Here is a 25,438-nt window from a genome sequence, read left to right as displayed (position 1 = left end):
TGAGGAGCCGCGAAGCGGTGTCTCGAAGGATGCACGGCCCCGCTCGTGCGGCTCGGAGAGACTCGGGCCGTCGACCCTTCGAGACGCGCGCAAGAGCGCGCTCCTCAGCGTGATGGTGATAGGGGGGCTTTGCCTCACCCCTTGTACGCGCGCACCCGTGCGACCATCTGCTCGACATGGGCGATCGGCGTTTCCTGCAGGATGCCGTGGCCGAGGTTGAAGATCAGCCGTCCCTGGCCGAAATTCTCCAGCACGTCGTCCACCGCACGGTCGAGCGTGGCGCCGCCGGCGATCAGGGCCAGCGGATCGAGATTGCCCTGCACGGCAACGCGGCTCTGCACCCGTTCGCGGATCATCGACGGCTCGGCCGCCCAATCGATCGAGACGGCATCGACGCCGGTCTGTTCGACATAGGCCGGCAGCATGCCCGCCGCGCCGCGCGGAAAGCCGATGATCCGGGCACCGGGGACCTGCTTGCGCACCCCGGCAACGATGCGCCGGGTCGGCTCGATCGACCAGCGGGCGAACTCGCGCGGCGGCAGCACGCCGGCCCAGGTGTCGAAGATCTGCAGGCAATCGGCACCGGCCTTGAGCTGACCGACGAGGTAGTGGATCGAGTTCTCGACCAGGACGTCGATGATTTTGGCAAACGCGTCCGGATGCCGGTAGGCGAGCATCCGCGCCGGCGCCTGGTCCGGCGTGCCCTGTCCGGCCACCATATAGGTCGCAACCGTCCATGGCGCGCCGCAGAAGCCGATCAGCGTGATGTGGGGCTCAAGCTCGCGGCGGACGCGGCGCAGGGCTTCAAAGACCGGCTCGAGCTGGTCGAAATTGGCGTGCGTCGCCAGCGTCGCGATCTCGCCGGGCGTCGCCAGCGGATCGAGCCGGGGTCCTTCGCCGGCCTCGAAGCGCACCGAACGGCCGAGCGCGTAGGGGATCACCAGGATGTCGGAGAAGATGATCGCGGCGTCGAAGTTGAACCTGCGGATCGGCTGCAGCGTGATCTCGGTGGCGAATTCGGGCGTGAAGCAGAGATCCAGGAAGCCGCCGGCCTTGGCACGCAGCTCGCGATATTCCGGCAGATAGCGGCCGGCCTGCCGCATCATCCAGAGCGGCGGCGTGGCTTGCCGGTAACCCGACAGGAGGTCGATGAGCGGCTTCGTGGTGGGATCCTGGGGCACGCGAAGGTTCCTGATCTCGGTCAAAATTTGGCCCCTGATACACGCTGCGGCGCAGCGGGCCAAGGCGGTTCTGGAACCCCTGTTTGCGTGGGCGCGTTGCCCTCTGGGAGGGATGGAGGGACGATATGACCAAGAAATTCGATATGACCAAGAAATTCGATCCTGCGGCGCACGACAAGCATGCCGAGAAGCCGCACGAGGCACAGGCCGCCGACCGCAAGGCCCGCAACCAGCTGAAGGAGGGATTGGAGGATACCTTCCCGGCTTCCGATCCGGTCAGCGCCACGCAGCCCTCGCCATCGAAGCACGACGGCAATCGGGACAATTAGCTGGTATATCCCAGCGATTGCTAACCACGACGCGAGATCAGCTCAATCATATTGGAACGAACCGCCGCGTCGTGGCGGTTCGACGCGGGCGCGCACTAGCGGCTTGGGTGCAATCACCCTGGCGCCGTATCATGTGAGCGTCGCGATCAACTAGATCGGGCCGCCTTCGGGACGCTGCATCCGGTCGAATTCGAAGGTCACGCCGAGCCGGCGCTCCAGGCGCCAGGCCAGAATGCAGTGCCGCCGGATCGGCTCGCTCTCGATCTCGAGGTCGAACGCGAACGGAAGTGCGGCGTCGCTTTCCACCGCAAGTCCGGCCCCTCCGGTCGAGATGTTGAGCACAAGACATTCGACGCTGGTGTTGCGGAACAAGATCGTGCCGCGTTTCATCAAGGCCATTCGCTGGCTGTCGGTCTTGTATCTTCTTATTGTTGTACTCACGGCAGTCTCCTACCCCCCGGTGTGATGCCCGGTCGCGATCGTGCTCTAGTTCACCAGCACGGCGCCGTCGCAGCGGATGCCCAGCACCCAGACGTCGACCTGGCCGAGCCCGATGCCGAGCGTCGAGAGCAGCGACGCCAGCACCTGATCGATCGGGCTCGTCACGCCGTTCAGGATGCTCATGACGAGCGCGCCCAATCCCGGGATCGGAATGCCAGCGATGTTGAGCGTGAGGTCACCGAGCAGACTTGCCGTCAGCGAAGACAGGAAGTTGGTCGTCGTTACGGTCTTCTTCGTTCCTGCCTGGATGTCGCTGTAGCTGAAATTGACGTTGGTCGGCGTGGTGTTGCCCATGCCGGCATGGGCGAGGCCCGTGATCGGGATCCCCAGCACAGTGACCAGCGTCGCCGGCGGCGGATTGGGCTTGGTCGCGAAGTTGGTCATGTCGGCGACCGTGACGTTGCCGATCCAGGCATCCACGATTCCCGGGGTCACGCCGACGGTGACCTGCGAGGTGTTGATGTTCGGATGGCCGCACGACACCGCATTGAGCGTCGCGGTCCCTGAGGCGACCTCGACATAGACAGGCAGATTGATCGACGCGATGCTGCCGGAGCCGAGAACGTTGATCGTCGCCAGGATCCTGGTCTGCGCGGTGTGCACGCTCACGCCCTGGGTGCCCATCGCGATCCAGCTCGAGCCGACCGGGCGCTCGCCGATCGTCGCGATCACCGACACGTTGGCGATGCCGGGCAGGCCGAGATTGACCGAGGTTGCGATCTGATGGCTGCCGTTGGCGATCTGCGCCACCGTGTTGACGAGGTCGAACACCGAGACGCTGGCGCCGACCTTCGGCTTTTGCCCTATCGTGAGGTTGGCGAAGGGCCCGAGGTCGATCAGGGTGCCCGGCGAAACCTTGGTCGAGGAGCCGGTAACGGCCTGGGAGATCGTCGACAGCGCGGTGGTCGCGGCACCCGCGCCATTGGTGATCTGCTGGGTGGTCAGCGCAGCCGCCATCAAATCGCCGACCTTGACGTTGCTGCTCAGGAGGTCGCCATAGCTGACGCCGGTCAGGTTGACCCGGGTCGCCAGCGCCGAGAGGAAGTCCAGCGCGTCGATCTTGGCGCTGATCAGCGAGTTGTAGTCCATCGCCGAAAGCGACAGCGTGGTGCCGAGCATCGGGCCGAGCAGCGCATTGAGCGCCCCGCCGTTGACCGAGAGCAGCCGCGAGCCGATCTCGAATGTGGCCATTTCGGTCGATGTCGCGGTGGCGGTCGTCGTGATGTTGAAGCTGCTCGCGCCGGTCAGGTAGCGCGCGAAGTAGAGCGGGGTCTTGGTCGTCAGCGTGACGCGCGCGGCGTTCGCAACGCCGACCGCCGGGGTCACGAAACGGGACTGCGGCGCGATGGCGCTGCTTGCAGTGTAGGTCCCGGTCTCGACCTTGACCAGCGCACTGGCCGGATAGTTGTTCTGCGTCACCGTCGCGGAGGCGGCGTTGACCGGATTGCTCAAATTGGCGGCGGCGACGATTGCAGCGAGGTCGGCGGTGGTCTGGGTCTTGCGCCGATCGGCGAAGATCGTGCCGAGATCGATGGCAAGCCCGGCGCACCCGATCAGGAGCGTCATCAGGCCGGCGCTGATCATCGCGAAATTTCCCCGCTCGTCGGCGCCGAAGCGCCGCATCAGCGTGAGGGTGCCGCTCATCCTAGAACCCCCCATACTGAATCGCAGCGGAGCGGACGATGGTGCTCGCAGGCGCCGGCACGAAAGGCAGCTTGTAGATGAAGTTGCCGGCCGCGTTGTAGTTGAGCGTCACGATGTAGACGTTCGCGTTCGATGCCGACGGCGCGGCATTCACGGTGAGGTTGCTGGGAACGAGCAGCGGATAGGTCGATACGTTGGCGGTGACGTAATTGGTTGCGAGGCTGTTGCGTTCAGTGTCGGTCATTCCGGCGATCGACGATCGCGCCGCTTCGGCCGCGAGTTGCTGAACGCCATGCACCATCGCAAGATACGAACCGAATACAATGATGCCGAAAATGAAGGCAAGGAACAGCGGCAGCATCAGCGCAAATTCGACAGCAGAAGCGCCGCTTCGACAGCGAAAAAACCTGGTCATGAGACACCTCGAAACGCAAGTTACGGCGCCACGTTGCGGGGCTTTGATTAAGGAAAACTATGAAAACGCTTCCGCGAATCAGGGGCGCCAATTCAGATGAATGGCGGCGCTTGGACTTATTGGGTGCGCGATGCGTTATGGGGCGATCAGAATCTTTGATGCCGTGTCCGCAAAAATCCGGGGGCCGATGGTGTCGAGGTGCTGCGCGCGTGTGCAGCTGCAGCCGTCCGATACCGTAGCATTACGTGGCAATGCACGTAACAATACATATGGCGCGCAATCACGGCGGTGCCGCGACAAATTGAAACTAAACGAAAGTGCAACCAAATGTTAGTATAGCTGAATCACATACTGGAGAACGTAATTGCGTCCCGTGCTGAGATTGGAGGGCTCGCGATGCACAGACCACGTCAGCATTTGAATATTCCTACTGAAATCGTTCGCACCGTCGTTGCGATTGCAGAGACGGGAAGTCTATCGAAGGCCGGGGAGCGTCTCGGCCTCAGTCAGCCGGCGATCAGTTCGCAGGTCAAACGACTGCAGAGCCTGGTTGGTGGCGCGCTCTTCGTCAAAACGGCAAACGGCACCACGACCACCGAGCTCGGCAAGGTTGCCGTGCAGCAGGCAAGGCGCATCCTCGAAGCGAACGATCAGCTGCTTCGGCTCGGCGGCAATCATGAAGGACCGCAGCCGTTGCGGCTCGGCATGAGCACGATGCTCGCCGAGGAGTTCCTCAAGCTGCATCCCGCCGACGCGCTCGCCGACGTGCTGGTTCACGTCGATATGTCGCCGATCGTGATCAGGGGATTGATCGACGGCTACATCGACATCGCCTTCGTCTACAGCAACCCGTCACATGAGAACGAAGACGAGGTGACGATCGCCGCCGAGGCCGACGAGCGTTCGCTGTGGGTGCGATCACGCGATTTTGTGCTGCGGCCGGGCGCCCCGATCCCGATCCTGGCGTGGCCGGGCGACGACTGGATGATCCGGACGCTCACCAGGCACAACATCTCGTACAAGATCGTGTTCAGGAGCCCGAACCACCAACTGCGACTGGAAGCCGCACGGGCCGGATACGGCCTGACGGCGTGCCCCGAGCGGATGATCCCGTCCTCGCTGATTTCGGCGAAGGACTATTATCTTCCGGAGCTTCCGGTGCAGAAGCGCCTGCTGTGTGTTCGTCCGGGCCTCGAGGGCAGCCGCGCGACGGCGATGGTGCAGCGGTTGTCCAGCCTGTTCTTCAGCGGCGCCAAGCCGATGCGTCAGGCGAGCAACATGTAGTCCGGTGCCGCGGCAGTCCGGCGGCGCCGATCAATAGTGCGGTGGGCGCTCGTTAGCGGGGCCTGGCGCCTGGCGTTCGGCCTCCTGAAGCCGGTCGCGCAGCTCGGCGAGCTGGCGTGTCAACGCGTCGATCTGCTTCCATTGCGCCGTGATGGTTTGGTTGAGCGTCTCGATGGTTTCGTCCTGATAGGTCAGGCGGACCTCCAGCGCATCGATCCGTTCGATCAGTCTTGCCGTGTCATTCATGCGTGGCGTCCTCGCATCCACGCTCGCGCAGCCCGTGGCCGAGCGCGACACGCTCGTCGAACACAAAACAGTCGCCGCGCCAGCGGCTGTCGTGCTGCGGCGTTTCCTCGAGATATCTGAGGATGCCGCCCTTGAGGTGATAGACCTCGGCGAAGCCCTGCGCGAGCAGATAGGCGCTCGCCTTCTCGCAGCGGATGCCGCCGGTGCAGAACATTGCGATCCGGCGGTGCTTCGCGGGGTCGAGGTGCCGCGCGGCAAATTCCTTGAACTGTCCAAAGCTCGCGATCCTGGGATCGATCGCGCCTTCGAAGCTGCCCATCGCGACCTCGAATGCGTTGCGGGTGTCGAGCACCATGATGTCAGGCGAGGCGATGAGTTCGTTCCAGTCGGCGGCGTCGACATAGGTGCCGACCTGCCGCGTCGGATCGACGGTGGTGTCGCCGAGCGTCACGATCTCTTTCTTCAGCCGTACCTTGAGCCGCTGGAACGGCATCTGCGCGGCCTCGGAGAATTTCAGCTCGAGATTGTCGAGGCGGCTGCCGAACAGCGGCCCGTGCCTGAGTTCGGCGACGAAGCCATCGATCGCTTGGTCGCTGCCGGCGATGGTGCCGTTGATGCCCTCATGCGCGAGCAGCACGCTGCCCTTGAGATCGAGCCCCGCGCAGAGCGCGCGCAGCGGCTCGCGCAACGCGCGGAAGTCGGGCAGCGCGGCGAACTGGTAGAAGGCGGCGACCTTGAGGGGCATGGCCGGGGTTTATCAGCCCGGCCGGGTCGGCGTAACCCCGCAAAGCCATGCATTACCGGGATAATCCCTCTGGCATGCCAGGCATTGCTCAGTCGGGGATGAATGTGCCATGTACTTTCGATCCCCTTGCTATCCCTTTGGCGCCCATCCGCCGCAGCAGCATCAGCCCATCACGATCAAGCGAGCTCTCCGTTATGAGGAATTTCCACTTCGCCGGCCGTTCCACGGTCCACGCCCAGAACGCGATGGTTGCCACATCGCATCCGCAGGCGACGCTGGTGGCCATCGAGGTGATGCGCGAGGGCGGCACGGCCGCGGACGCTGCGGTCGCGGCCTGCGCGCTGCTCGGCGTCATCGAGCCGCAATCGACCGGCATCGGCGGCGACTGCTTTGCGCTGATCCAGCCGAAGGGCGAGGGCAAGATCACGGCCTACAACGGCAGCGGCCGGGCGCCGATGGCGGCGACCGCCGACTGGTATCTCGAGCGCAAGATCCATTCGGTGCCGCTGACCTCGGCGCATGCCGTCAGCATTCCCGGCGCCATCGATGCCTGGGACGTGATCCTCAGGGATCACGGCAAGTTCGGCTTCGACCGGCTGCTGCAGCCCGCGATCAAGGCCGCCGAAGAAGGCTATGTCGTCGCTCCGCGCATCGCCTTCGACTGGAAGAACGGCTTCGAGAAGCTGAAGAACGGCACCAACACCGAGCGCTATCTGTTGCCGCACGGCAAGCCTGCGGTCGCCAGCGACGTGATCCGCCAGCCCGAGCTCGGCAAGACGCTACGCGCCATCGCGCAGAAGGGCCGCGACGCCTTCTATAGCGGCGAGATCGCCGCCGACATGGTCGACACGCTGCGCGGCATCGGCGGCCTGCACACGCTCGAGGACTTCGCGGCGCATTCGACCGAGACGACCTCGCCGATCGGCACGATGTACAAGGGCTACGACGTCTGGCAGTGCCCGCCGAACGGCCCGGGCATCACCATGCTGGTGATGCTCAACATCCTGTCGCGCTTCGACCTGACCAAGTTCAAGCCGCTCAGCATCGAGCGCTTCCACCTCGAGGCGGAGGCCGCGCGCATCGCCTACATGATGCGCGAGCAATATATCGGTGATCCCCAGCACGCCCACGTCGATGTCGCCGGCATCCTTTCGAAGGAATTCGCCGACGAGCACATCAAGAACATCCGGATGGACCGGCTGCTCGAACTGCCGAACGTCGCGCCGCCGATGAATCCGTCGACCGTCTACATCACGGTGGTCGACAAGGATCGCAACGTCTGCTCCTTCATCAACTCGATCGCGCATTCGTTCGGCTCGGCGATCGTCTCCAACAAGACCGGCGTCCTGCTGCAGAACCGCGCCGGCGGCTTCCGCATCCAGCCCGGCCATCCGAATTGCATCGCGCCGGGCAAGCGTCCGCTGCACACCATCATCCCGGCGCTGGCCACCAAAAACGGCCGTGCGGTCATGCCGTATGGCGTGATGGGCGGGCAGTATCAGCCGGTCGGGCAGACCCGTGTGCTGACCAACATGCTCGACTATGGCTGTGACATTCAGGAAGCGATCGACATGCCGCGCGGCCTGCATTACGAGGGCGTCTATCAGCTCGAGGACAGCGTGCCGGCGGAGATTGTCGAAGGCCTGAAGAAGATCGGCCACAAGACCACCAGCGTGGTCGCGCCGCTCGGCGGCGGCCAGGGCATCTGGATCGATTGGGACAAGGGCACGCTGACCGGCGGCTCCGATCCGCGCAAGGACGGTTGCGCGCTCGGCTACTGATCGCGATCAATATCAATCAAGGAAGGACGTCCCGGATGCAATCTTCACGACGCACGATCATCAGGACTGCGTTCGCCGGCCTTGCGGCGGCAGTCTCCACATCCGTTGCCGGCGGTCCGGCAATGGCCCAAACCGCAGGAAAGCCCATGACCACAGCTTCAGGCCTCCAGATCATCGACAGCAAGGTCGGCACCGGCGCCTCGCCGAAGCCCGGCCAGACCTGCGTCATGCACTACACCGGCTGGCTCTACGAGAACGGCCAGAAGGGCAAGAAATTCGACTCTTCGGTCGATCGCAACGAGCCGTTCGAGTTTCCGATCGGCCAGGGTCACGTGATCAAGGGGTGGGACGAGGGCGTCGCCACCATGAAGGTCGGCGGCAAGCGCACGCTGATCATTCCGCCGAACCTCGGCTACGGCGCGCGCGGCGCCGGCGGCGTGATCCCGCCGAATGCCACGCTGATGTTCGACGTCGAATTGCTGGGCGTGAAATAAGCGGCACCCGAGAAAGGGGAGGCGCAGCGATGAAGATCTCGATCCTCGACGATTATTTCGACACGCTGCGCACCCTCGATTGCTTCCACAAGCTCCACGGCCACGACGTCACGATCTGGAACGATCATGTCCAGGACGTCGACGCGCTTGCGGAACGGCTGCGCGACACCGACGCGCTGGTCCTGATCCGGGAACGCACCCAGATCCGCACGCCGCTGCTCGAACGGCTGCCCAAGCTGAAGCTGATCAGCCAGCGCAGCGTCTATCCGCATATCGACATCGACGCCTGCACGCGGCTCGGCATCATCGTGTCGTCGAGCCAGCATGCCGATACGCCGTCCTACGCCACCGCCGAATTCACCTGGGGCCTGATCCTCGCGGCGATGCGCGCGGTCCCGCAGCAGATGGCGGCGCTCAAAACCGGCAAATGGCAGATCGGCGTCGGCCATACGTTGCGCGGCAAGACGCTCGGCATCTACGGCTACGGCCGCATCGGCGCCGTGGTCGCGGGCTATGGCAAGGCGTTCGGCATGAACGTGCTGGTCTGGGCGCGCGAGGCTGCGCTGGCGAAGGCGCGCGCCGACGGTTACGAGACCGCGGCCAGCAAGGCGGATTTCTTCGCCCGCTGCGACGTGCTGTCGCTGCATATGCGGCTGGTCGACGCCACGCGCGGCATCGTCAAGGCGGAAGACCTCGCGCGCATGAAGCAGACCGCGCTGATCGTCAACACCAGCCGCGCGCCGCTGATCGAGCCGGGCGCGCTCGTCGAGGCGCTGCGGGCCGGCCGGCCCGGTATGGCCGCGGTCGATGTCTACGAGAAGGAGCCGCTGCGCGACACGACGGACCCGCTGCTCAACATGGACAATGTGGTCTGCACGCCGCATCTCGGTTACGTCTCGCGCGACGAATACGAGATCCAGTTCACCGATATCTTCGATCAGATCGTGGCCTACGTTGCCGGTACGCCGACCAATGTGGTCAATCCGGATGTGCTGGCACATCCGGATGTGCTGGCACATCCGCGCCCGCGCGGCTGACGAGCGTCGCACATGCTCGAACAGCGGGCCCGATCGGCCGGCCGTCTCGTTGTCGTTCAGCGAGGCCAATGGGCCGCTGAGGTCGCTCGCTTGAGCGCATTTCTGACGATCCGCTTGGCGCCGCCGAGTGCCTTCTGTCCCTTGCCCTTGGCTTCCTGGATCACGCCTCGGCCCTGCATCGCCGGAGAACCGGTAGCCTTGCCAATGCGCCGCCTGAGCCTGCCGATCGCCTCGTTAGCCCTGCCCCTGATCTTGTCGGTCGTGCTGGTCATGAAATACTCCTTCGAAATACGCTGACGCAACGCGCTCGGACACCGCGATGTTCCGATTGGCAATGTTCCGATTTTGCGCTCGCCTGCGCGCGCGCTTTTCGATAGCGTTCCAGGCACGAAACTCGACCAACGAAAGCAAGAGCGATGAGCGGTTCCCACGATCACACCCATTCTCATGACCACGGTCATCATCACGACGACGAGCGCTGGAAGCACGACGGCGTCCGCGTGATTCCCGGCAACCAGCTCGATCCGAATGTCCCGTCGACCGCCGGCATGGACCGCAAGGCGGCGATCAATTTCGCCCGCGTCGGCGCGCAGAAATTGTGGGCGGGCACTGTCAGCATCAAGCCGGACGCCAAGACCGGCGCGCATCATCACGGTCACCTCGAGAGCATCATCTATGTCGTGAAGGGCAAGGCGCGGATGCGCTGGGGCGAGAAGCTGCAGTTCACCGCCGAAGCCGGTCCCGGCGACTTCATCTTCGTGCCGCCCTACGTGCCGCATCAGGAGATCAATGCCAGTCCCGACGAGGTGCTGGAATGCGTGCTGGTGCGCTCCGACGGCGAGGCGGTCGCGATCAATCTCGACATCGAGCCGGTCGAGAAGCCCGAGAACGTGCTGTGGGTCGATCCGGTGCACCGGCATCCCGACGAGAAGAAGTGACGACGCGGCTTGGCTGCAACGTCATTCCGGGGCGATGCAGAGCATCGAACCCGGAATCTCGAGATTCACCGGTGCGCAATTGCGCACCCGAGGTTCACGCTTCGCGTGCCCCCGAATGACAGTCTAGGGTAGGAGGCCAGCATGACGCTCGTTCGTTACGAGAGTGCGGATCACGTCGCCACCATCACGATGGCTCGCAGCGAAAAGCACAATGCGCTGAACAATGCGCTGTGCAGCGAGTTGCGTGATGCCTGGCTGCGCTTCCGCGATAGCGACGATCGCGTCGCGGTGCTGGCTTCCGCGGAGGAGAAGTATTTCTCGGTCGGCGCCGATGTGGCCGACCTTCCAGTCAATATGTGGCACGCGGTGCCCGGTCTGGGCGTCGAACTGGACAAGCCGGTCATTGCGGCGACGTCTGGCTGGGTCGTCGGCGGTGCCTTCGTGCTGGTCCAGATGGCCGATTTGTGCGTGGCGTCGGAGACGACGCGTTTCATTTATCCCGAGGGCAAGATCGGAACCACCGCGGGCGGCGTCTCGTCGGTGATGGCGCGCATGCCGCACAAGGTCGCGATGGAGTTTCTGCTGGTCGGCGAGGAGATGTCGGCGGAGCGCGCCTTCCAGATCGGTTTCGTCAACAAGGTCGTGCCAAAGGGACAGCATATCGCGATGGCACAGGAGATGGCCGCGAAGATCGCCGGCAACGCGCCGTTGGTGGTCCGCGCGCTGAAGAAGCTCGCCCGTGAAGCCATGCCGAAGGGGCCGCTGGAGACGGTCGCCGACGTGCGGCGGCTGCTCGACGAAGTCAGGGACAGCGACGATCTCAAGGAGGGCGTCAAGGCCTTCAGCGAGAAGCGGAAGCCGAGATTTACGGGGAGATGAAACTCCGGCTGCTCGTCATTGCGAGCGAAGCGAAGCAATCCATCTTTCCGCGCATGCGGATGAATGGATTGCTTCGTCGCTGTCGCTCCTCGCAATGACGGGGCTAGAGTCACACAAACACCCGGTGATCGATCGGCCCGTTCGGCACCACATAGCCGTAGCGCGTGTGCGACGGCTCGGGGCCCGCCTTCTCGTACTGCGCCTTCATCATCGCGAAGCGATCGCCCTTGATGTCGAGCATCGCGCGCTTCGGCTGGATGTTGTAGAGCCGCGCATTGTTGTCGCCGAAGATCGCGGTCTTCACCGCTCCGTCGGCGGGCCCAAGCGGCGCGTAGCCGAACTTCTTCTGCATCATTTCGGGGATCTCGAGCCGCCGCAGGCCCTCGATCTGCCATTGCGGCGCGCCGGTCCACAGCGCATCGGTGCCCCAGCAGACGTGGTCGACGCCGAGCCCCTTGATCAGGGTGCCCATCAGCGCGGCGCAGACGTTGGGCTCGGCGACCAGCGTGGTCGCGAACAGCTGGCCGACATCGCCGTAGACATTGTTGACGCCATACTGCGCCGGGATGTCGGCGAGGTCGGAGGTCCAGGCGATGCGGCCGGTGCGCTCGAATTCGGCGAGCGCGACCCTCGGATCGCCACCGACATGGCGATAGGCCGAGTGGTAGATGATGAAGTTGAGCTGCGGCCAGTCCTTGGCGGCCTGGCCGACATCGGCGACGTCGGCGAAGCCGCGCAGGTTCGGATATTGCTTCTCGATCCCGGGCGGAAACAGTCCCTTGTGGACGCAGACATTCTTGATGCCCGCCTTCACCATCTTCTCGTAGCCCTTGTAGGCGACCTTCTCGTCGTCCAGCCGCCAGGGATAGCGGCTGATCTCCTTGTGGGTATTGTCGCCGATCGTGTAGCCCTTGCAGGATTCCGGCTTTAGCGCCAGCGCAGCATCCAGCTTGTCGAGCCAGCCGGGCTGCCCGGGCGTGAAGATCGCGTGGCAGAACACGCGGCGCGAGCCGGCTTCGTCGTTGATCGTCTTGCGGGCATCGGCCATCTGCTCGTTGGTCAGGAACCAGTCCTGCTCGATGTCCGACGGCGCCGAGGAGATCAGCGCGATCTTGGTGTCGGAATCGAGAAACATCTCCTTCTTGTAGTTGTTGAACTTCAGATCCTCGATGGTCTGCTCGTGATCGTTGAGCTCCTTGTTCCAGCCGGCCTTGCCGACCGCCTTGCGCATTTCCACAAAGCCCATGATGCGGGTGTCGTCGCGCAGGAAATGCGTGTGCATGTCCATGATTAACTGGTCCTTCAATCCGTTGGCGCGCTCCTGCGCCATCGCAGGCGTTGCGGCCTCCGCCGGCGTCACGTCGAACAGCTGCCCATAAACCTGGTTCATCGCGACGAACGAGGCGGCCATGCCGGCCGCGGTCTGGAAGAATCTGCGGCGATCGAGGCCTTGCTTACCGCCGAGATCGTCGGCCATCGCCAGCAGCCGTGCCTCGACCTCGCGTTGCCGTTCGTTTTGCGGGTCGGGATAGAACTCGTCGCTGGAGACGATCTGGGTCGGGATCGGCGTCTGGTACTGGCACAGTTCCGAGGGCATCAAGGCGGCAAGTTCTTCGTCGGTGAGGTTGCTGCTCATTCTTCGCTCCCGCTTCTCGCCGGATTTTTTCCGGTCGGACCGCGGCGGAGACTAGGACCAAGTCCGTCCGTCGTCCGCGCAGAATGCCGCAAACGGCGTTCACAAAATCGTGCAGCGGATCGATGGACGCGAGACGCCCGCGTCGCGCAACCGTGCGCGCTGTTATGCTCCGGCGCACCGCAGTTCATCATCCTGCCCGGCACCGCCCATTCGGTGGCGCTCGCCATCAATCGTGAGCTGTTCTGGCATGTGACACGGGCATTCCTGACCATGCCGACGCCGATCGTGCCCTGAGGCCGCCTGCGGTACGACGCCGCAAGAAAAATTTGCGCGGCGACGTCGGGAAGCGGCTATGCGGTTCGTCCTCGGGTCACAACCCCGCCAATTGGAGTGCTTCTCATGGCCAATCCCAAAATGATCTTCGTCAACCTGCCGGTCAGCAATCTCGCCCATGCCACCGCGTTCTATGAGGCGATCGGCGCGACCAGGAACCCGCAATTCTCCGACGAGACGGCGTCCTGCATGGTGATCTCGGAGACCATTTTCGTCATGCTGCTGACCCACGACAAATTCCGGCAATTCACGCCGAAAGAGATCGCCGACGCCAGGACCACCAGCGAAGTGCTGGTCTGCCTCTCCGCCGATAACCGCGACGCCGTCGACGGCTACGTGACCAAGGCCACCGGCGCGGGCGGCACCGCCGATCCGTCGCCGAAGCAGGACTACGGCTTCATGTACGGCCGCAGCTTCGAGGATCCCGATGGTCACATCTGGGAAGTGATGTGGATGGACGTCGAGGCTGCGACGAAGCAGTCCGCCGCGGCCACCGCCTGATCGCAGCAAGGCGGCGTGAGCCGTTCTCCCTCGCTCCCCCACCTCGCTTGTGCGAGGCGGGGGAAGTTGCTTCAGGCAGCGTCGGTCATGGTGTGGGCGGCCTTTCTCCCCAGCGGCAGCTCGGACGGCTGACAGGGAAGGGCCGGAAAGTTCAGTTCGACCGTGGTGCCGCCTCCCGGCGTCTCGCGGAGGGAAACGCTGCCGTTGTGTGTGGTCATCACCTGGGACACGATCGAAAGCCCGAGCCCAGTCCCTTCCGTGCCGGTGTTTCCGCGCCTGAAGGGTTCGAGTAGAAGCTCGGGTTGGCGGAGCTGGAGACCTGATCCGAAATCAATAACGCTCAGCCGCGCCGGCGCTTCGACCTTGATGAGGACGGAGCCGCCCGCGCTTCCATGCGTCACGGCGTTTCGGATCAGATTCGAGAGTGCAACAGCGATCGCGGCTTCCGAGCCACGCACCCGGACCGGGTGACGCGGCTCGGTGAACTCGACATCGCTTCCGTTCTTCAACGCCATCGGCACGTGTTCGGCCGCCACCCTGCGCGCGAGCGCTGCAAGATCCATGTCGATCAGTTCGGCAGGTTCGGCCGAGATCCGCGCCAACTGCAGCAGCATGGTGACAATCGACGACAGCTTCTGGTTCTCGGCTATCAACCTGGTACGCAACGGAGCGTCCTCGACCTGCTCGAGTATGGTGCGCGCATTGGTCAAGGGCGTCCGAAGTTCATGTGCTGCGTTCGACAGGAAATTTCGCTGCGCTTTCGACGCGGTGTCTATCCGCGAGAGCGCGCGATTGAACGCCATGACGAGGGGTAAGAGCTCGGATGGCGCATCGTCTTCCGGCAGTCGGCGGCCATCCGAAACCCCATCGATCATCTCGGCGGCCGCGGCAACGGCCCGAACCGGACGCGCGATGAGCGTCGGCACGAAAACCATCGCGGTAATTGCCGTCGCTGCCAGGACGAGGATGATGGGGAGCGCAACGATCGTCGCATCGGTGAGCATTCCGGTCGTCAGTTGGCTTGCCGTATAAACCACGCCACCGGTCTCAATCCACACCTCGCCCACCGGCGTATTCCTGACCGCGGTCATCTTCTTCAGCTTCGTGGTTTCGCCGTCGAACGCGTAGGCGAGGAAACTCGTCCCGTCACGCGACGTCTGAGTCTTCGGGGGACGCCACTTCGGTATCGGGCCGTAGCTGACCTCGCCGCTCTTGTCGGAGACGACGTACCAGAACGTCGGGAAATTGCGGGTGATCTCGTTCAGCCTCGACGTCGGCTTGAGCGCGAGTTGCCCGGCTTCGTTGCGCGTGACGGCCTCCTTCAATGCGTCAGCCACGTCTGCGGCCGCCCAGGTGCCATCGTCGTCACCGCCAAATCGGATCAGCAAGGCGGCCGCGCACAGCAGCATGATCGTCGTCACCGCGCCGATCAGCGTCGCGGAGAGCACCGCAATCGAGCGATGGCTGCGCTTGAGCGTTTGCCACTTCAACATCATCATTCACCACTCAACAGATAGCCGAGGCCGCGGACCGGTTTGATGACGATCCTGCAGTTGGCTGCACGGAGCCGTCGGCGCAGCCGCGAAACATGCGCCTCGATCGCGTTCGATTGGATCTCGTCGTCAAAATCATAGGCCGCAACTTCAAGGGTCTCGCGCAGGACCACGCGCCCGATCCGCCGCACCATGGCTTCCAGGATTGCCAGTTCTCGCCGCGGGACGACAATCGGCTGGTGATCGACGCAGACCTCGCGATTGAGGACGTCGTAGCTCAGATTGCTGATCCGAACGACCGCCCCTCGATCCAGAAACAGACGCCGGAGCACCGCCTTTGCCCTCGCGACCAGCTCGATCGGTTCAAATGGCTTGGCCACATAATCGTCCGCTCCGTCGTCGAGGGCGCGTGCGATATCGACGGGATCATCAAGTGCCGTCAGCACAATCGTCGCCGGGCTCGGCTTCTGTTGCTTCAGGTCGCGCAGCAAGGCGAGGCCATCGCCATCCGGTAGTCCGCGGTCGATCACCACAAGTTCAAAATTCCGGACGGCGATCGCGGCCCGGCCTTCCTCGAGCGTCGTGACCATATCAGATGAGCCGAAGGCCGTTCCCAGAGTATCCCGCAGCCATGGCCCAAGCTGAGGGTCATCCTCCACGACCAGAACCCGCACCGCATTCTCCCAAGCATGAGACACGGCTTCTACCATTACGGACGGATTACCATAAGATTACGGCTGGTCGGAAAAGTGCGATATTTCATCTCAATACGTTGACGTGATTGGGCATTTTCTTGACGATTCCGTCGGTTTTTTGATGCAGGAAGCGACGAGATTGCCGCCCGATTGGCTGCCGTCCGAAAGACCCGTCGGGATGGGCGCCGAAGCTCCGTCGATCGAGCTCAATCCCTTCTTCGACGGCTCGCCTTCGGAGGCTGCCGGATCGCGTCATGCTTCGCTTGGTGATTTCCACGCGTGAGAGACCGCTTCGACACAGTCGATAGGCGAGCATGGCGTCATGCCAATCGGCCGGAGTGCGCCGGGACCTCGCAATCGCCGCCGCGGCTAACGATCGCCAAGGCGTCAATGGCCCCTGCGGCCACTGCTGCCCCGTAACCGGCGCCGGCTTCGAGCACCAAGCACCCCAAAGCCAATCAGCGTCATGATCATCATGATGGCGAGTCTTTGCATGCGGATCTCCTTGACGGGATTGATCCGCCAGAGGCATCGATCAGCATTACCGGCGCATGACCGCCATCAGCGTCGGCGAGGCCGCCCGGGAGACGTGAGCTGAGCCACGTCAGGCTGTCGTAATGCTGGCTGTGAAGAGCATGTCGATGGAAGCGCCGGACATGGCGTTCGCGATATGAAAACGAAGGCTTCATGCCGGTAGATTTTGCGTTGTCGGCGATGGCCAAGCGGTCGGATCGCGATCCGGCGTATTGGCGCCGCCCGTTCACCCGGTGGCTGGAAGGGGTCGAAGCAGGGTGGTCGGTGCCACTGCTGCTCGCCGGCTTCGTCGGCATCTGGACGTTGTATCTGGCCGTCGCCTATCACGGTGCCGGCCTGCATCCCGACGTGCTGGAGACCTGGACGTATGGACGGCATTTCGCGTGGGGTTATCCCAAGCACCCGCCGTTGATGGGATGGGTCACCGGCGCGTGGACCTCGGTCTTTCCGCTGACCGACTGGTCGTTGCAGCTGATGGCGATGACGAATGCGGCGCTGGCCTTGTGGTTCGTCGACCTGATCGCAAGGAGGTTTGTCTGTGGGCACAAGCGCCTGCTGGTGCTGCTCCTGCTCATGCTGACCCCGGCGTATCAGTTTCATGCGCAGCGCTTCAACGCCAACGCGGTGTTGCTCGCGGTCTGGCCGCTTGCGACCTATTGCTTCCTCCGTGCCTTTGAAACAAGGGCGCCACTCTGGGCGATTGCCGCAGGTCTGACGGCCTCGCTTGCCATGTTGGGCAAGTACTATTCCATCTTTCTGGTGGCGAGCTTTGCGTTGTCGGCCATCATTCATCCCGCGCGGCGCGCCTACTTCAGCTCCAGTTCGCCCTGGATCTCCACCGCGGCCGGGCTGCTCGCACTGTTTCCGCACCTGCAATGGCTGGCCGAGACAGGCGCGGAGCCCGTTTACTATGCGGCGACCCATGTGCGGGCCGATTTTCTGACGTCTCTGCAAGACGCAGCCAATTTCCTGCTGGGCCTTGCTGCGGCAGTGAGTCTGTCCGCCGTGACCTGGGTGATGATCGCAGGCTACCGAATAAGGCGCCTGGCTCGGGACTTTGCGGTGTCGGATCTAAACCTGAAGCTGCTCTGGCACATCGCGATCGGCACGATCGTGCTTCCTTTCACCACATCCATATTCCTCTGCACCGACTTGCCGTCGCTATGGGCGCTGCAGGGATTGTTCCTGCTCGCCGTGCCGATGGTTTGCAGCACCCGCTACCGGATCGAGCGGTTCTACACGGTCAACGCCGCGCTCCTCGTTGCCGGGATAGCGATCGTGGCCGCTGTGATCGCGGCCCCGATTCATGCGTTCTATCGCAACAGCCACGGCTATGAGGAGGGACGAAGCTTTTATCACCAGGCGGCAGACGAACTCACCCGGCTATGGCACGAGGAGATGGCGACGCCCCTGTCGATCGTCGGAGGCAATGATAGCCTCGGGCTTGCGGTGGCCTTCTACAGCTCCGATCACCCGTATTATGGCGATCCTTTCGCCTACCAGTATTCGTTGGCACTGCCTCGCCAGGTGACGCCGGAGCGCGGCTGGGCTGCGCTCTGTTTCGACGATCAAGATGATTGCGTTGAATGGACTGAGCGGATGGCGGCGCAGGCCGGACACTATGTCAGGCGCGAAATTTCCATTCAATCGAGCTTGTTCGGAATTCCAGGCGTCAGGCGAAACCTCGTTGCATTCCTGGTGGCGCCGCTTCGCGAGCCGGGTAGTGCTGCTTCAAGCCTCGCAACGATATTGGCCAGAGCAAGGACGCATGCCTTGGCGCGCCGATCCACCACAGCGCGCCGGGCCGGACTGTTCGTCGTGATCCGGTGACCGGATGCTTCAGAAAGTCGCTGCGACGATCGCGACCGTAAGCTTGCGGTAATCGGCAGCCGCTTTATCGGTCGCGGGTCAAGGGCGTCATGTCGAAGGATAGTAGTCCATGTTTGCTCGGTTGGTTTACATCAGCCTTGGTGTTTGCGTCATCGGTGCTACCGCGTTGGCACAGACATCTCCATCAGTCACCGGCTCGACCCGCCAGGCACCCGCGACACGAGAGCCGGTCGGCCGGACCGAGAAGATCAACCTCAACACCGCGCCTGTCAGCGAGTTGGTGAAGCTTCCGCATCTCAGCGTTCGTGCCGTCACTGCAATCACAGAGGCGAGAACGAAGTCGAAGTTCAAGGACTGGAACGACTTCGTGGGCAGACGGGTTGTACCGCGATTTGTCCGCAGCGAGATCAAGGACCTCGTCACGTTCTAGAGGGCTCTCTGCCGCGGGCCGGACGTCCGGCGCGGATAGGCGGACAAGAGGACCCGAGAGCACGGCGAAGCAGGATGCCGGTCGCGCGACGATGTCATCCTGCGGTAAGCGCGATGGTTGATCGCTGCCATCGGCCCGCGCCGCTGTCGAACTCAAATAGGGATATGCGTGAATGAATCGAGTAGCTGTTCTCACGACCGCTGCGGTCATCGTGACGGGATGTCTTGCGTCGACCGAAGCCACGGCGCGCTGGCGGCGGGGAGATGCCGTGGCCGCCGGCGTGGTTGGCGGTCTCGCCGTCGGAGCCCTGTTGGGCTCCACCATGACTGCGCGGGCGGCGCCGGCCTACGTCTACGAGCGGGATTATTACTCGCCTCCCGTCGTCCATTATCATCGTCACGTGTACGATTACGGCGACGAATATCCGGGCGGATATGACCACGGCTATTCATATGGGTACCGCGACGGGTACTCGGATGGCTACTGGGACAACGACTGAACGGAGCCGCACGGACCGCGCGTATCATGTGAGGCTGAGGCTGCGTTCTTCAGCCGCTGCGTCGCCGGAGGTCGATCGCCTCCGGCCGCATCACAGTTGTTGTGCCATGGATGCGGGGTTGGTCCGCTGACATCGGAGCCCCGCCCTAGTAACTGATCCGCAGTCCGACGCCGCCGTGCACCGTGTTGCCGACCGGCTGCGGTCCGGCGGTGCCGTTGAGGAAGAGGTCGGCGATCCAGCCCTTGGTGATGCGGAAGCCGACGCGGCCGCCATATTCGAACCAGCCCTGGTTGCCGATCGTCGGCACGATGGTGCCATCGCCGGTGACGGTGGCGACGATGCCGGAATGGGTGGCGAAGGATTGCACCCAGCCGCCATTGATGTTGGTTTCGATGCTCGATCCGAACAGATGCGTCCACTGGCCGCCGATCTTGACCAGGCTGGTGCGATCGGTGCCGTCGGCAATGGTGGCGTCGAACGGATTGAAGGCGACAGCCGGATCGCTGTAGCCCTTGACCCGCTGCCACAGCTGCCAGACCTCGACCGAGGCCGCGACCTCGTCGCGCGCCGACAGCCGGCTGATCCAGCCCGCGCGCCCGTACACGCCGTAATTCTCGCTCGAGGTCTGGCCGGTGACCGACACCGGGCCGAGGCTGGTCGTGTAGCTGCGGGTATAGCGCACCTTCTCGGACGGCGAGAGGATGCTGCCGATGTCGAAGAACGGCCGCGACGAGCCCCAGTCGACGAAGTCGTAGCGCAGCGCGAAGGCGCCGATCGGCGCGCTGGTGACATTGTAGCCGCCCTCGCCATATTGCGTGTAGGCGATGCCGGCGAGCAGCGACAGATTCGGCGTGATGGTCTTGCGGCCGTGGATGCCGGCCGAGAACGAGCCGGCCGAGCCGAACGCGCTGATGCAGTCGTCGCAATTGACCTGCTCATTGACGCCGAGCAGCACCGACCCGAGCACGCGGTTGGTGATCATCTGGTTGAAGCGCTGGTCGGCGAGGCCGTTGATCGAACTGCCGCTCGACGGCGCGCCGGTGATCGGCGTCGGCGACGGACTCGGCGTTGGGGTCGGCGTGGGTGTCGGTGTTGGCGTGGGAGTAGGCGCCGGCGTGGGAGTGGGCGTCGGCGTGGGGGTCGCTCCACAGTTCGACGACACAAATGCTGACAGGTTGGTATCGGGAATCGACGTGCAGTTCGGCGTTGGAGTCTGTGCCTGGGCCGGCGCAGCCAGCACCTGCAGCATCGCGAGCGACAGCGCCAACGTCAGGGCCGTCGACAGGACCACGTAATGGATGCGCCGTGCCATCGTCACCGTCCGCACAGCATGCCGGTGTCGTCGACCGTCGGCGTCACCGGTGTCGCATCCGCGAACTGGGTGACGGTGCAGAGCCCTGCGGCCTGGGTGCAGGTCGCCGCAAACGTCCAGGGCGGGTTGTTGGTCTTCTGGATCGTGGTACGGCCGCCGCTTGACGTGATGATCGCGGTGTCGCCGGGCTGGGTCAGGTCGATGCACTGCCGGTTCGACGTACACACCGTCGATGCGCCTTCCTGCAACACCACAGTGGTTTTGCCGCGCTGTGACAGGATGTCGAGCACCGTGCCGCGAACACCGATGGTCGCAAGCGGCGTGGTGATCTTGTAGGCCGCCTTGTCCGAGTGCCCGGTGACGAAGCGGAATGCACCCGAAGTCAGGCGGACCGCGACATCGCGATAGTGATGCTCATCGTCGAACACGGTGCGATCGAGCTTGAGCGAGGCATTCGGCCCAAGCGAGAGGTTGGTGCTGTCGGCCATCACCAGCCGTGCGGCGCTCTCGAGGCCGGTGCGCACCGTCTCATCGCGCAGCAGTGCGTCGCCGACATTGATCGGCGTGGTTGCAGCCGCTACGCGGAGGACCTGGTTCTTCACCATCGCCGCTTCGCCGACGCGGGTCTGCGCCTGAGCGGGATGCGCCGTCAGGGCGACGGCAAGACCGAGTGCAAGCAGGGAGAAAAGGCTGCGAGGCGAATTCATTGCAATACCGATCGATTGAACGCAGTCATCGTACCGGATCGGGCATGCGTCTGATATTGTATATATGTCACAAACTCCCCCGAGGTGACTGGATGGTTAGTCTCTGCCGTTTCGATTGCGTTCAACGCTGTGGTCGTGAAAGTGAGTTTCGATCACACAGGTCACACACGTCGCGTGCGACGGCGCGATCGTAGCTCACACTTCGCTCACACTCGTTCTCCCGACGTGCCCGCCCTTTGATCATCGCATCCAAATCTCCTTCTGTTCTGCGGCGTCCCGCCGCCCGCACCGCGGGCGTCGCGGCGGTCATCTTCGTCGTCGCCCATGTCGTGCTGCTGCTCGGGATCACGACGCCGGACAAGCTCTATTTCGATGAGGTGCATTACGTGCCGGCGGCGCGGCAGATGCTCCAGCCGGTGGTCGAGGGCCCGATCCTCAACCCGATGCATCCGCCGTTTGCCAAGCAGATCATCGCGCTCTCGATCAAGGCGTTCGGCGACGTGCCGCTCGGATGGCGTTATCCCGCGGCGCTGTTCGGCGCGCTGGCGCTGGTCGCTGTCTATCTCGGCGCACTGGCGCTGTTCGCATCGCGGGAACGCGCGATCGCGGCCGTATTGCTCGCTTTCTTCAACCAGATGCTGTTCGTGCAGTCGCGGATTGCGATGCTGGATATTTTCGCGCTCGCCTTCTGTCTGTTCGCGATCGCAGCTTTCATCCATGGCTTCAGGCAGACGCGGCCGCAGTCTGCCTTCGCGCTGGCGGGATTGGCCGCGGGGCTGGCGTGTGCCTGCAAATGGAGCGGATTGTTCGTGCTTGCGACGTGTGTCGCGATCATTGCCGCGATCCGCCTGATGCAGGGCTGGCGCACGCGCTTCGCCGACGCCAATGCGGAGGATTGGTACCGGCCGGACCTCTGGCCGGATTTCCGTCTGCGGCACTTCATCGTCTGTTTCGGGCTGATTCCGGCGGCCGTCTATCTCGCGACCTTCGTGCCGCTCTACGGCCTCTCGTTCAGCGACATCATCGAGGCGCAGCGCCGCATCTTTGCCGACAACACCACGACCGCGATCGCGGGCCACACCTATATGAGCTCATGGCCGTCCTGGCCGTTCCTGGTGCGTCCGGTCTGGTATCTGTTCGAGAAGGTCGGCGATGACAGGTTCGCGGCGGTCGTGTTTCTCGGCAATCCGCTGGTTCTGTGGCCGGCATTGATCGCGCTGATCGTCGCGCTGCGCGACTGGATCGTCGTCCGCAGCCGCGATGCGTTTCTCGTGCTTGCGTTCTATCTCGGCCCGTATCTCGCCTGGGCGCTGCTGCCGCGCACGCTCGGCTTCATCTATTACTATCTGCCGGCGGCGACCACCGCGAGCTTCGTGCTGGTCTACGCCTTGACCCGCAAGGGCGCGCCGCGCTGGTTGCTATGGGCCTTCGTGGCCGTCGGATGCGCAGGCTTCATCGCGATGCTGCCGATCACGGTCGCCGCGATCGAGACGTCGATCGCGACCTTCAATCGGCTGATGCTGTTCCAGAACTGGATTTGAATCCCTCCGAAACAAGCGGCCCGCCTGCCGGGGTCTGACAGGCGGATCGGACGTTCGGGAGATTACTGCTGCGCCGTCTTGGTATCCATGTTGACGACCTGCACGCGGCGATTGGTCGGGTCCATCGGCGCGTTCGGATCCTTCGGCCGGGTCTTGCCGTAGCCGACGGTCACGAGATCGGAACCGTTCAGGCCGTAATGCTCGACCAGATAGGTCTTGATGGTGTCGGCGCGGCGCTCCGAGAGATCCTGGTTATAGGCCTCGCTGCCGATCGCATCGGTGTGGCCGGCGAGGACGAAGGTCGAGCCCTTCATGCTGGCATCCGACAGCGCCTTGCCGAGCTCCTGCACCGCCTGGGCCGAGCCCTTGGCGATCTCCGCCGAGTTGTAGTCGAAGTGGATCTCCAGATCGATCTTCGGCTTGTTGGCGGCGATGTCGGCGATCTCCTGGCGTTCGCCCAGTGACAGCGATCGGGTCTGCCGGTTGCGCACGCTGTTGAGGAAGCTTGCCTCCTTGGCCGAAGCGGCCGGGTCGACCGGTGTGCCGGAGAGGCTGCGGGTGGCCGACTTCGGCTTCAGCGCATTGAGGATCTGGGCGGCCGGAACGGTGTCGCTGCCGGCCAGTGCGACGCCCGCCGTCATCGACAGCGCAGCGCCGATTGTCAAAAGAGACAGGGAATGAGAGCGGGTCATGGTTTTGGTCCTTAAATGTCCGGCCAGCCAATCCGGCTGCTATCGTTTTGATGCTGGGAACCTAGGACGGGTTCAAAGCCCGGAATGTGATCTAGGTCACGGTCGGATAGGCCGGCCCTCGGCAGGGGTGCGTGGCGGAGAGGAGGACATCATGGCCCACGTCAATCGCGTCCTTCGCTCGATCAATGACGAGGGTGCCTCGCGCTGCGTCGATATCTTCCTTCGGCCGGATCGGACTGTTGGCTTCGAGGAGTATCGGCGGGACGTGGAAGATGGCCGCGGCTGGTTTCCGGTCGGCGGTCATTCGTCCCGGGTCTTCCATGAGGAAAGCGCCGCGCTCGCCGCGGCGCTGGCGGACGTTCCCTGGTTGCGGCGAGCCGTTGGATGGCAGTAGGCGGCCCGAAGCGCCCAACGTCCGGGGGGCGATGATCATGCACGGCTGATTTCGCTCGCGCCGCCCTCCACAGCGGCGCGAATCTCACTACATTGCCTGGGCAATGCCCCGCGCCGCCGAACCCTTAGCCCTGAACAATGCTGCCGCCCGCCATATCTGGCTGCGCGCCCAGCGGCTCGATATCCAGGCGCCGTTCGGGGGTGGTGCGTCAGCTGTGGCAGCGGCCGTCGATCATCTCGGCTATGTGCAGATCGACACCATCAACGTGATCGAGCGCTGCCATCACCACATCCTGTTCAGCCGGATTCCGGACTACCGCCGCGCCGACCTCAAGCAGGCGCAGAGCCGGGACAAAAGCGTGTTCGAATACTGGACCCACGCGCTGTCCTACATTCCGTCCAAGGACATCGGCATTTTCCTGCCGGTCATGAAGGCGCATAAGCGCGATGGGCACAAATGGTATTCGTCGGTGACCCCGGCGGATACGCGCAAAATCATGCGGCTGCTGCGCGAGGGTCCGCTGACCATCCGCGACATCGAAGACGACGTGCTGACCGAGAAGGAGCATCTCTGGCAGAGCCGGAAGCCCTCCAAGCGCGCGCTGCAGCTTGCCTTCTACGGCGGCGTGGTCACGATCAGCGAGCGCGCCGGCATGCTGAAGACCTACGAGCTGACGAGCAGGCATTTCGGCTGGGACAAGCCGCCCAAGCCCGCGACGGCCTCGGCCCGGACGGCCTATCTGCTCGATCGCGCGCTGCGCTCGCAGGGCATCGTCAGCCTGGATTCGATCTGCCATCTCGACGCGCCGAGCAAGAAGGCGGTGCGCGGCCTGATCGAGGCGAGGGTGCGCCGCAAGGAGCTGGTGCGGATCGCGCTCGACGGCGCCGGCAAGCAGGAGCATTGGGCGCGGCCCGAGGTGCTGGAAGCGACCGGCGAGGGCGATCCTTCCTTGGTTCACATCCTCTCGCCGTTCGATCCCCTGATCATCCAGCGCAAGCGCACCGAGCTGTTCTTCGGCTATGGCCACCGCTTCGAGGCCTATGTGCCGAAGGAGAAGCGCCTGTTCGGCTATTTCGCGCTGCCGGTGCTGGTCGGCGACGACATCGTTGCCGCCCTCGACCTGAAGACCGATCGGCAGAACCGGAAGCTGCTGATGCAGAAATGGAGCTGGGTCGGCAACGGCAAGAAGCAGGCGGGGCGCAAGGAGCTGAAGCGCCGCATCGAGGAGGAACTCGACCGCTTCGCGCGCTTCCAGCTGGCGGAGTAGGGTTGGCTCTCACATTCGTCATTGCGAGCGAAGCGAAGCAATCCATTTCACCGCGTATGCCGAGCGATGGATTGCTTCGTCGCTTCGCTCCTCGCAATGA

General features: G+C 63.8%; 27 protein-coding genes. 14 read left to right on the top strand and 13 right to left on the bottom strand.

Annotation, left to right across the window (positions count from 1 at the left end; genetic code table 11):
• Nucleotides 1–134 precede the first annotated feature (134 nt).
• A complete protein-coding gene (gene hemE / locus QDT69_RS20590; protein ID WP_279708295.1) occupies nucleotides 135–1,181 on the bottom strand; it encodes a uroporphyrinogen decarboxylase in 1,047 nt (348 codons plus the stop codon).
• A gap of 143 nt (nucleotides 1,182–1,324) precedes the next feature.
• Between hemE and QDT69_RS20585 the strand changes: the two genes are divergently transcribed.
• Nucleotides 1,325–1,510, top strand: a complete 186-nt coding sequence (locus QDT69_RS20585; RefSeq protein ID WP_279708541.1) for a hypothetical protein — start codon at nucleotides 1,325–1,327, stop codon at nucleotides 1,508–1,510.
• 150 nt (nucleotides 1,511–1,660) lie between these two features.
• On the opposite strand, the gene QDT69_RS20580 is transcribed toward QDT69_RS20585, so the two are convergent.
• Genes QDT69_RS20580 through QDT69_RS20570 form a run of 3 tightly spaced genes read right to left on the bottom strand, consistent with a single transcriptional unit; the run spans nucleotide 1,661 to nucleotide 4,070 of the window.
• Nucleotides 1,661–1,951, bottom strand: a complete 291-nt coding sequence (locus QDT69_RS20580; protein WP_279708294.1) for a PilZ domain-containing protein — start codon at nucleotides 1,949–1,951, stop codon at nucleotides 1,661–1,663.
• A gap of 45 nt (nucleotides 1,952–1,996) precedes the next feature.
• Nucleotides 1,997–3,655: a pilus assembly protein TadG-related protein gene (locus QDT69_RS20575; protein ID WP_279708293.1), complete on the bottom strand. Its 1,659-nt coding sequence runs from the start codon at nucleotides 3,653–3,655 to the stop codon at nucleotides 1,997–1,999.
• Between the two features lies 1 nt (nucleotide 3,656).
• Nucleotides 3,657–4,070, bottom strand: a complete 414-nt coding sequence (locus QDT69_RS20570; RefSeq protein ID WP_279708292.1) for a pilus assembly protein — start codon at nucleotides 4,068–4,070, stop codon at nucleotides 3,657–3,659.
• Between the two features lie 396 nt (nucleotides 4,071–4,466).
• Here QDT69_RS20570 and QDT69_RS20565 point away from each other — a divergent pair, with 396 nt between their 5' ends.
• Nucleotides 4,467–5,354 (top strand): LysR family transcriptional regulator, encoded by an 888-nt coding sequence (locus tag QDT69_RS20565; protein WP_279708291.1) that lies wholly within the window; start codon nucleotides 4,467–4,469, stop codon nucleotides 5,352–5,354.
• Nucleotides 5,355–5,384: 30 nt separating this feature from the next.
• Here the strand turns inward: QDT69_RS20565 and QDT69_RS20560 are convergent, their stop codons facing one another.
• Together QDT69_RS20560 and QDT69_RS20555 are read right to left on the bottom strand one after the other, a co-directional pair.
• On the bottom strand, nucleotides 5,385–5,600 hold the full coding sequence (locus QDT69_RS20560; RefSeq protein ID WP_279708290.1) for a SlyX family protein: 216 nt from the start codon (nucleotides 5,598–5,600) through the stop codon (nucleotides 5,385–5,387).
• Nucleotides 5,593–6,345, bottom strand: coding sequence for a rhodanese-related sulfurtransferase (locus QDT69_RS20555; RefSeq protein ID WP_279708289.1), 753 nt, complete (start codon nucleotides 6,343–6,345; stop codon nucleotides 5,593–5,595). Before QDT69_RS20555 ends, QDT69_RS20560 begins: the two co-directional genes overlap by 8 nt.
• A 194-nt stretch (nucleotides 6,346–6,539) precedes the next feature.
• On the opposite strand from QDT69_RS20555, the gene ggt reads away from it, so the two are divergent.
• From ggt to QDT69_RS20540, 3 genes are read left to right on the top strand one after another with little or no spacing between them, the layout of a single operon-like run.
• Complete coding sequence (gene ggt, locus QDT69_RS20550) at nucleotides 6,540–8,126, top strand: gamma-glutamyltransferase (RefSeq protein ID WP_279708288.1); 1,587 nt, start codon at nucleotides 6,540–6,542, stop codon at nucleotides 8,124–8,126.
• A gap of 35 nt (nucleotides 8,127–8,161) precedes the next feature.
• Nucleotides 8,162–8,620: an FKBP-type peptidyl-prolyl cis-trans isomerase gene (locus QDT69_RS20545; RefSeq protein WP_279708287.1), complete on the top strand. Its 459-nt coding sequence runs from the start codon at nucleotides 8,162–8,164 to the stop codon at nucleotides 8,618–8,620.
• Between the two features lie 29 nt (nucleotides 8,621–8,649).
• A complete protein-coding gene (locus QDT69_RS20540) occupies nucleotides 8,650–9,657 on the top strand; it encodes a D-2-hydroxyacid dehydrogenase family protein (RefSeq protein ID WP_279708286.1) in 1,008 nt (335 codons plus the stop codon).
• Nucleotides 9,658–9,713: 56 nt separating this feature from the next.
• Here QDT69_RS20540 and QDT69_RS20535 read toward each other — a convergent pair whose 3' ends face one another.
• On the bottom strand, nucleotides 9,714–9,929 hold the full coding sequence (locus tag QDT69_RS20535; RefSeq protein ID WP_279708285.1) for a CsbD family protein: 216 nt from the start codon (nucleotides 9,927–9,929) through the stop codon (nucleotides 9,714–9,716).
• A 144-nt stretch (nucleotides 9,930–10,073) separates the two neighbouring features.
• Between QDT69_RS20535 and QDT69_RS20530 the strand changes: the two genes are divergently transcribed.
• Together QDT69_RS20530 and QDT69_RS20525 are read left to right on the top strand one after the other, a co-directional pair.
• Nucleotides 10,074–10,595, top strand: a complete 522-nt coding sequence (locus QDT69_RS20530) for a cupin domain-containing protein (RefSeq protein WP_279708284.1) — start codon at nucleotides 10,074–10,076, stop codon at nucleotides 10,593–10,595.
• A gap of 141 nt (nucleotides 10,596–10,736) precedes the next feature.
• Entirely contained in the window at nucleotides 10,737–11,474 is a 738-nt protein-coding gene (locus QDT69_RS20525; RefSeq protein WP_279708283.1) for an enoyl-CoA hydratase-related protein, read from the top strand.
• 109 nt (nucleotides 11,475–11,583) lie between these two features.
• Here QDT69_RS20525 and QDT69_RS20520 read toward each other — a convergent pair whose 3' ends face one another.
• A complete protein-coding gene (locus tag QDT69_RS20520; RefSeq protein WP_279708282.1) occupies nucleotides 11,584–13,110 on the bottom strand; it encodes an amidohydrolase family protein in 1,527 nt (508 codons plus the stop codon).
• Nucleotides 13,111–13,509: 399 nt separating this feature from the next.
• Here QDT69_RS20520 and QDT69_RS20515 point away from each other — a divergent pair, with 399 nt between their 5' ends.
• Nucleotides 13,510–13,944 carry a VOC family protein gene (locus QDT69_RS20515; protein ID WP_279708281.1) on the top strand — a complete coding sequence of 145 codons (435 nt, stop codon included), beginning with the start codon at nucleotides 13,510–13,512 and terminating at the stop codon, nucleotides 13,942–13,944.
• Nucleotides 13,945–14,015: 71 nt separating this feature from the next.
• On the opposite strand, the gene QDT69_RS20510 is transcribed toward QDT69_RS20515, so the two are convergent.
• The gene (locus QDT69_RS20510; RefSeq protein WP_279708540.1) at nucleotides 14,016–15,440 is read right to left on the bottom strand and encodes a HAMP domain-containing sensor histidine kinase; all 1,425 of its coding nucleotides are present in this window, start codon (nucleotides 15,438–15,440) and stop codon (nucleotides 14,016–14,018) included.
• Nucleotides 15,440–16,111 carry a response regulator transcription factor gene (locus tag QDT69_RS20505; RefSeq protein ID WP_279708280.1) on the bottom strand — a complete coding sequence of 224 codons (672 nt, stop codon included), beginning with the start codon at nucleotides 16,109–16,111 and terminating at the stop codon, nucleotides 15,440–15,442. Before QDT69_RS20505 ends, QDT69_RS20510 begins: the two co-directional genes overlap by 1 nt.
• 708 nt (nucleotides 16,112–16,819) lie before the next feature.
• Here QDT69_RS20505 and QDT69_RS20500 point away from each other — a divergent pair.
• The 3 genes from QDT69_RS20500 to QDT69_RS20490 all read left to right on the top strand — a co-directional run bounded on the left by QDT69_RS20500 (nucleotide 16,820) and on the right by QDT69_RS20490 (nucleotide 19,425).
• Nucleotides 16,820–18,496 carry a glycosyltransferase family 39 protein gene (locus QDT69_RS20500; protein WP_279708279.1) on the top strand — a complete coding sequence of 559 codons (1,677 nt, stop codon included), beginning with the start codon at nucleotides 16,820–16,822 and terminating at the stop codon, nucleotides 18,494–18,496.
• A 109-nt stretch (nucleotides 18,497–18,605) separates the two neighbouring features.
• The gene (locus QDT69_RS20495) at nucleotides 18,606–18,926 is read left to right on the top strand and encodes a helix-hairpin-helix domain-containing protein (protein ID WP_279708278.1); all 321 of its coding nucleotides are present in this window, start codon (nucleotides 18,606–18,608) and stop codon (nucleotides 18,924–18,926) included.
• A 172-nt stretch (nucleotides 18,927–19,098) separates the two neighbouring features.
• Nucleotides 19,099–19,425, top strand: coding sequence for a hypothetical protein (locus QDT69_RS20490; protein WP_279708277.1), 327 nt, complete (start codon nucleotides 19,099–19,101; stop codon nucleotides 19,423–19,425).
• 145 nt (nucleotides 19,426–19,570) lie between these two features.
• On the opposite strand, the gene QDT69_RS20485 is transcribed toward QDT69_RS20490, so the two are convergent.
• Together QDT69_RS20485 and QDT69_RS20480 are read right to left on the bottom strand one after the other, a co-directional pair.
• Nucleotides 19,571–20,737: a hypothetical protein gene (locus tag QDT69_RS20485; protein WP_279708276.1), complete on the bottom strand. Its 1,167-nt coding sequence runs from the start codon at nucleotides 20,735–20,737 to the stop codon at nucleotides 19,571–19,573.
• 2 nt (nucleotides 20,738–20,739) lie between these two features.
• Complete coding sequence (locus QDT69_RS20480; protein ID WP_279708275.1) at nucleotides 20,740–21,444, bottom strand: FecR family protein; 705 nt, start codon at nucleotides 21,442–21,444, stop codon at nucleotides 20,740–20,742.
• Between the two features lie 236 nt (nucleotides 21,445–21,680).
• Between QDT69_RS20480 and QDT69_RS20475 the strand changes: the two genes are divergently transcribed.
• Nucleotides 21,681–22,985: a phospholipid carrier-dependent glycosyltransferase gene (locus QDT69_RS20475; protein ID WP_279708274.1), complete on the top strand. Its 1,305-nt coding sequence runs from the start codon at nucleotides 21,681–21,683 to the stop codon at nucleotides 22,983–22,985.
• 62 nt (nucleotides 22,986–23,047) lie between these two features.
• On the opposite strand, the gene QDT69_RS20470 is transcribed toward QDT69_RS20475, so the two are convergent.
• On the bottom strand, nucleotides 23,048–23,677 hold the full coding sequence (locus tag QDT69_RS20470) for an OmpA family protein (protein ID WP_279708273.1): 630 nt from the start codon (nucleotides 23,675–23,677) through the stop codon (nucleotides 23,048–23,050).
• A gap of 151 nt (nucleotides 23,678–23,828) precedes the next feature.
• On the opposite strand from QDT69_RS20470, the gene QDT69_RS20465 reads away from it, so the two are divergent.
• Nucleotides 23,829–24,071: a hypothetical protein gene (locus QDT69_RS20465; RefSeq protein ID WP_279708272.1), complete on the top strand. Its 243-nt coding sequence runs from the start codon at nucleotides 23,829–23,831 to the stop codon at nucleotides 24,069–24,071.
• A gap of 103 nt (nucleotides 24,072–24,174) precedes the next feature.
• Entirely contained in the window at nucleotides 24,175–25,338 is a 1,164-nt protein-coding gene (locus tag QDT69_RS20460) for a winged helix DNA-binding domain-containing protein (protein ID WP_279708271.1), read from the top strand.
• The last annotated feature ends 100 nt before the right edge of the window (nucleotides 25,339–25,438 follow it).

It is taken from the genome of Bradyrhizobium sp. CER78 (assembly GCF_029846235.1).
Classification (GTDB): Bacteria; Pseudomonadota; Alphaproteobacteria; order Rhizobiales; family Xanthobacteraceae; genus Bradyrhizobium.
This window is presented reverse-complemented; position numbering and strand designations above follow the sequence as displayed.

Coding starts and splice junctions, on each gene's coding strand:
- QDT69_RS20570 (WP_279708292.1), bottom strand. CDS start 4,070: ATGACCAGGTTTTTTCGCTGTCGAAGCGGCGCTTCTGCTGTCGAATTT.
- QDT69_RS20465 (WP_279708272.1), top strand. CDS start 23,829: ATGGCCCACGTCAATCGCGTCCTTCGCTCGATCAATGACGAGGGTGCC.
- QDT69_RS20565 (WP_279708291.1), top strand. CDS start 4,467: ATGCACAGACCACGTCAGCATTTGAATATTCCTACTGAAATCGTTCGC.
- QDT69_RS20485 (WP_279708276.1), bottom strand. CDS start 20,737: ATGGCACGGCGCATCCATTACGTGGTCCTGTCGACGGCCCTGACGTTG.
- QDT69_RS20515 (WP_279708281.1), top strand. CDS start 13,510: ATGGCCAATCCCAAAATGATCTTCGTCAACCTGCCGGTCAGCAATCTC.
- QDT69_RS20585 (WP_279708541.1), top strand. CDS start 1,325: ATGACCAAGAAATTCGATCCTGCGGCGCACGACAAGCATGCCGAGAAG.
- QDT69_RS20525 (WP_279708283.1), top strand. CDS start 10,737: ATGACGCTCGTTCGTTACGAGAGTGCGGATCACGTCGCCACCATCACG.
- QDT69_RS20535 (WP_279708285.1), bottom strand. CDS start 9,929: ATGACCAGCACGACCGACAAGATCAGGGGCAGGGCTAACGAGGCGATC.
- QDT69_RS20460 (WP_279708271.1), top strand. CDS start 24,175: ATGCCCCGCGCCGCCGAACCCTTAGCCCTGAACAATGCTGCCGCCCGC.
- QDT69_RS20480 (WP_279708275.1), bottom strand. CDS start 21,444: ATGAATTCGCCTCGCAGCCTTTTCTCCCTGCTTGCACTCGGTCTTGCC.
- QDT69_RS20575 (WP_279708293.1), bottom strand. CDS start 3,655: ATGAGCGGCACCCTCACGCTGATGCGGCGCTTCGGCGCCGACGAGCGG.
- QDT69_RS20495 (WP_279708278.1), top strand. CDS start 18,606: ATGTTTGCTCGGTTGGTTTACATCAGCCTTGGTGTTTGCGTCATCGGT.
- QDT69_RS20560 (WP_279708290.1), bottom strand. CDS start 5,600: ATGAATGACACGGCAAGACTGATCGAACGGATCGATGCGCTGGAGGTC.
- QDT69_RS20555 (WP_279708289.1), bottom strand. CDS start 6,345: ATGCCCCTCAAGGTCGCCGCCTTCTACCAGTTCGCCGCGCTGCCCGAC.
- QDT69_RS20520 (WP_279708282.1), bottom strand. CDS start 13,110: ATGAGCAGCAACCTCACCGACGAAGAACTTGCCGCCTTGATGCCCTCG.
- QDT69_RS20500 (WP_279708279.1), top strand. CDS start 16,820: ATGCCGGTAGATTTTGCGTTGTCGGCGATGGCCAAGCGGTCGGATCGC.
- QDT69_RS20470 (WP_279708273.1), bottom strand. CDS start 23,677: ATGACCCGCTCTCATTCCCTGTCTCTTTTGACAATCGGCGCTGCGCTG.
- ggt (WP_279708288.1), top strand. CDS start 6,540: ATGAGGAATTTCCACTTCGCCGGCCGTTCCACGGTCCACGCCCAGAAC.
- QDT69_RS20530 (WP_279708284.1), top strand. CDS start 10,074: ATGAGCGGTTCCCACGATCACACCCATTCTCATGACCACGGTCATCAT.
- QDT69_RS20540 (WP_279708286.1), top strand. CDS start 8,650: ATGAAGATCTCGATCCTCGACGATTATTTCGACACGCTGCGCACCCTC.
- QDT69_RS20545 (WP_279708287.1), top strand. CDS start 8,162: ATGCAATCTTCACGACGCACGATCATCAGGACTGCGTTCGCCGGCCTT.
- QDT69_RS20510 (WP_279708540.1), bottom strand. CDS start 15,440: ATGATGTTGAAGTGGCAAACGCTCAAGCGCAGCCATCGCTCGATTGCG.
- QDT69_RS20490 (WP_279708277.1), top strand. CDS start 19,099: ATGAATCGAGTAGCTGTTCTCACGACCGCTGCGGTCATCGTGACGGGA.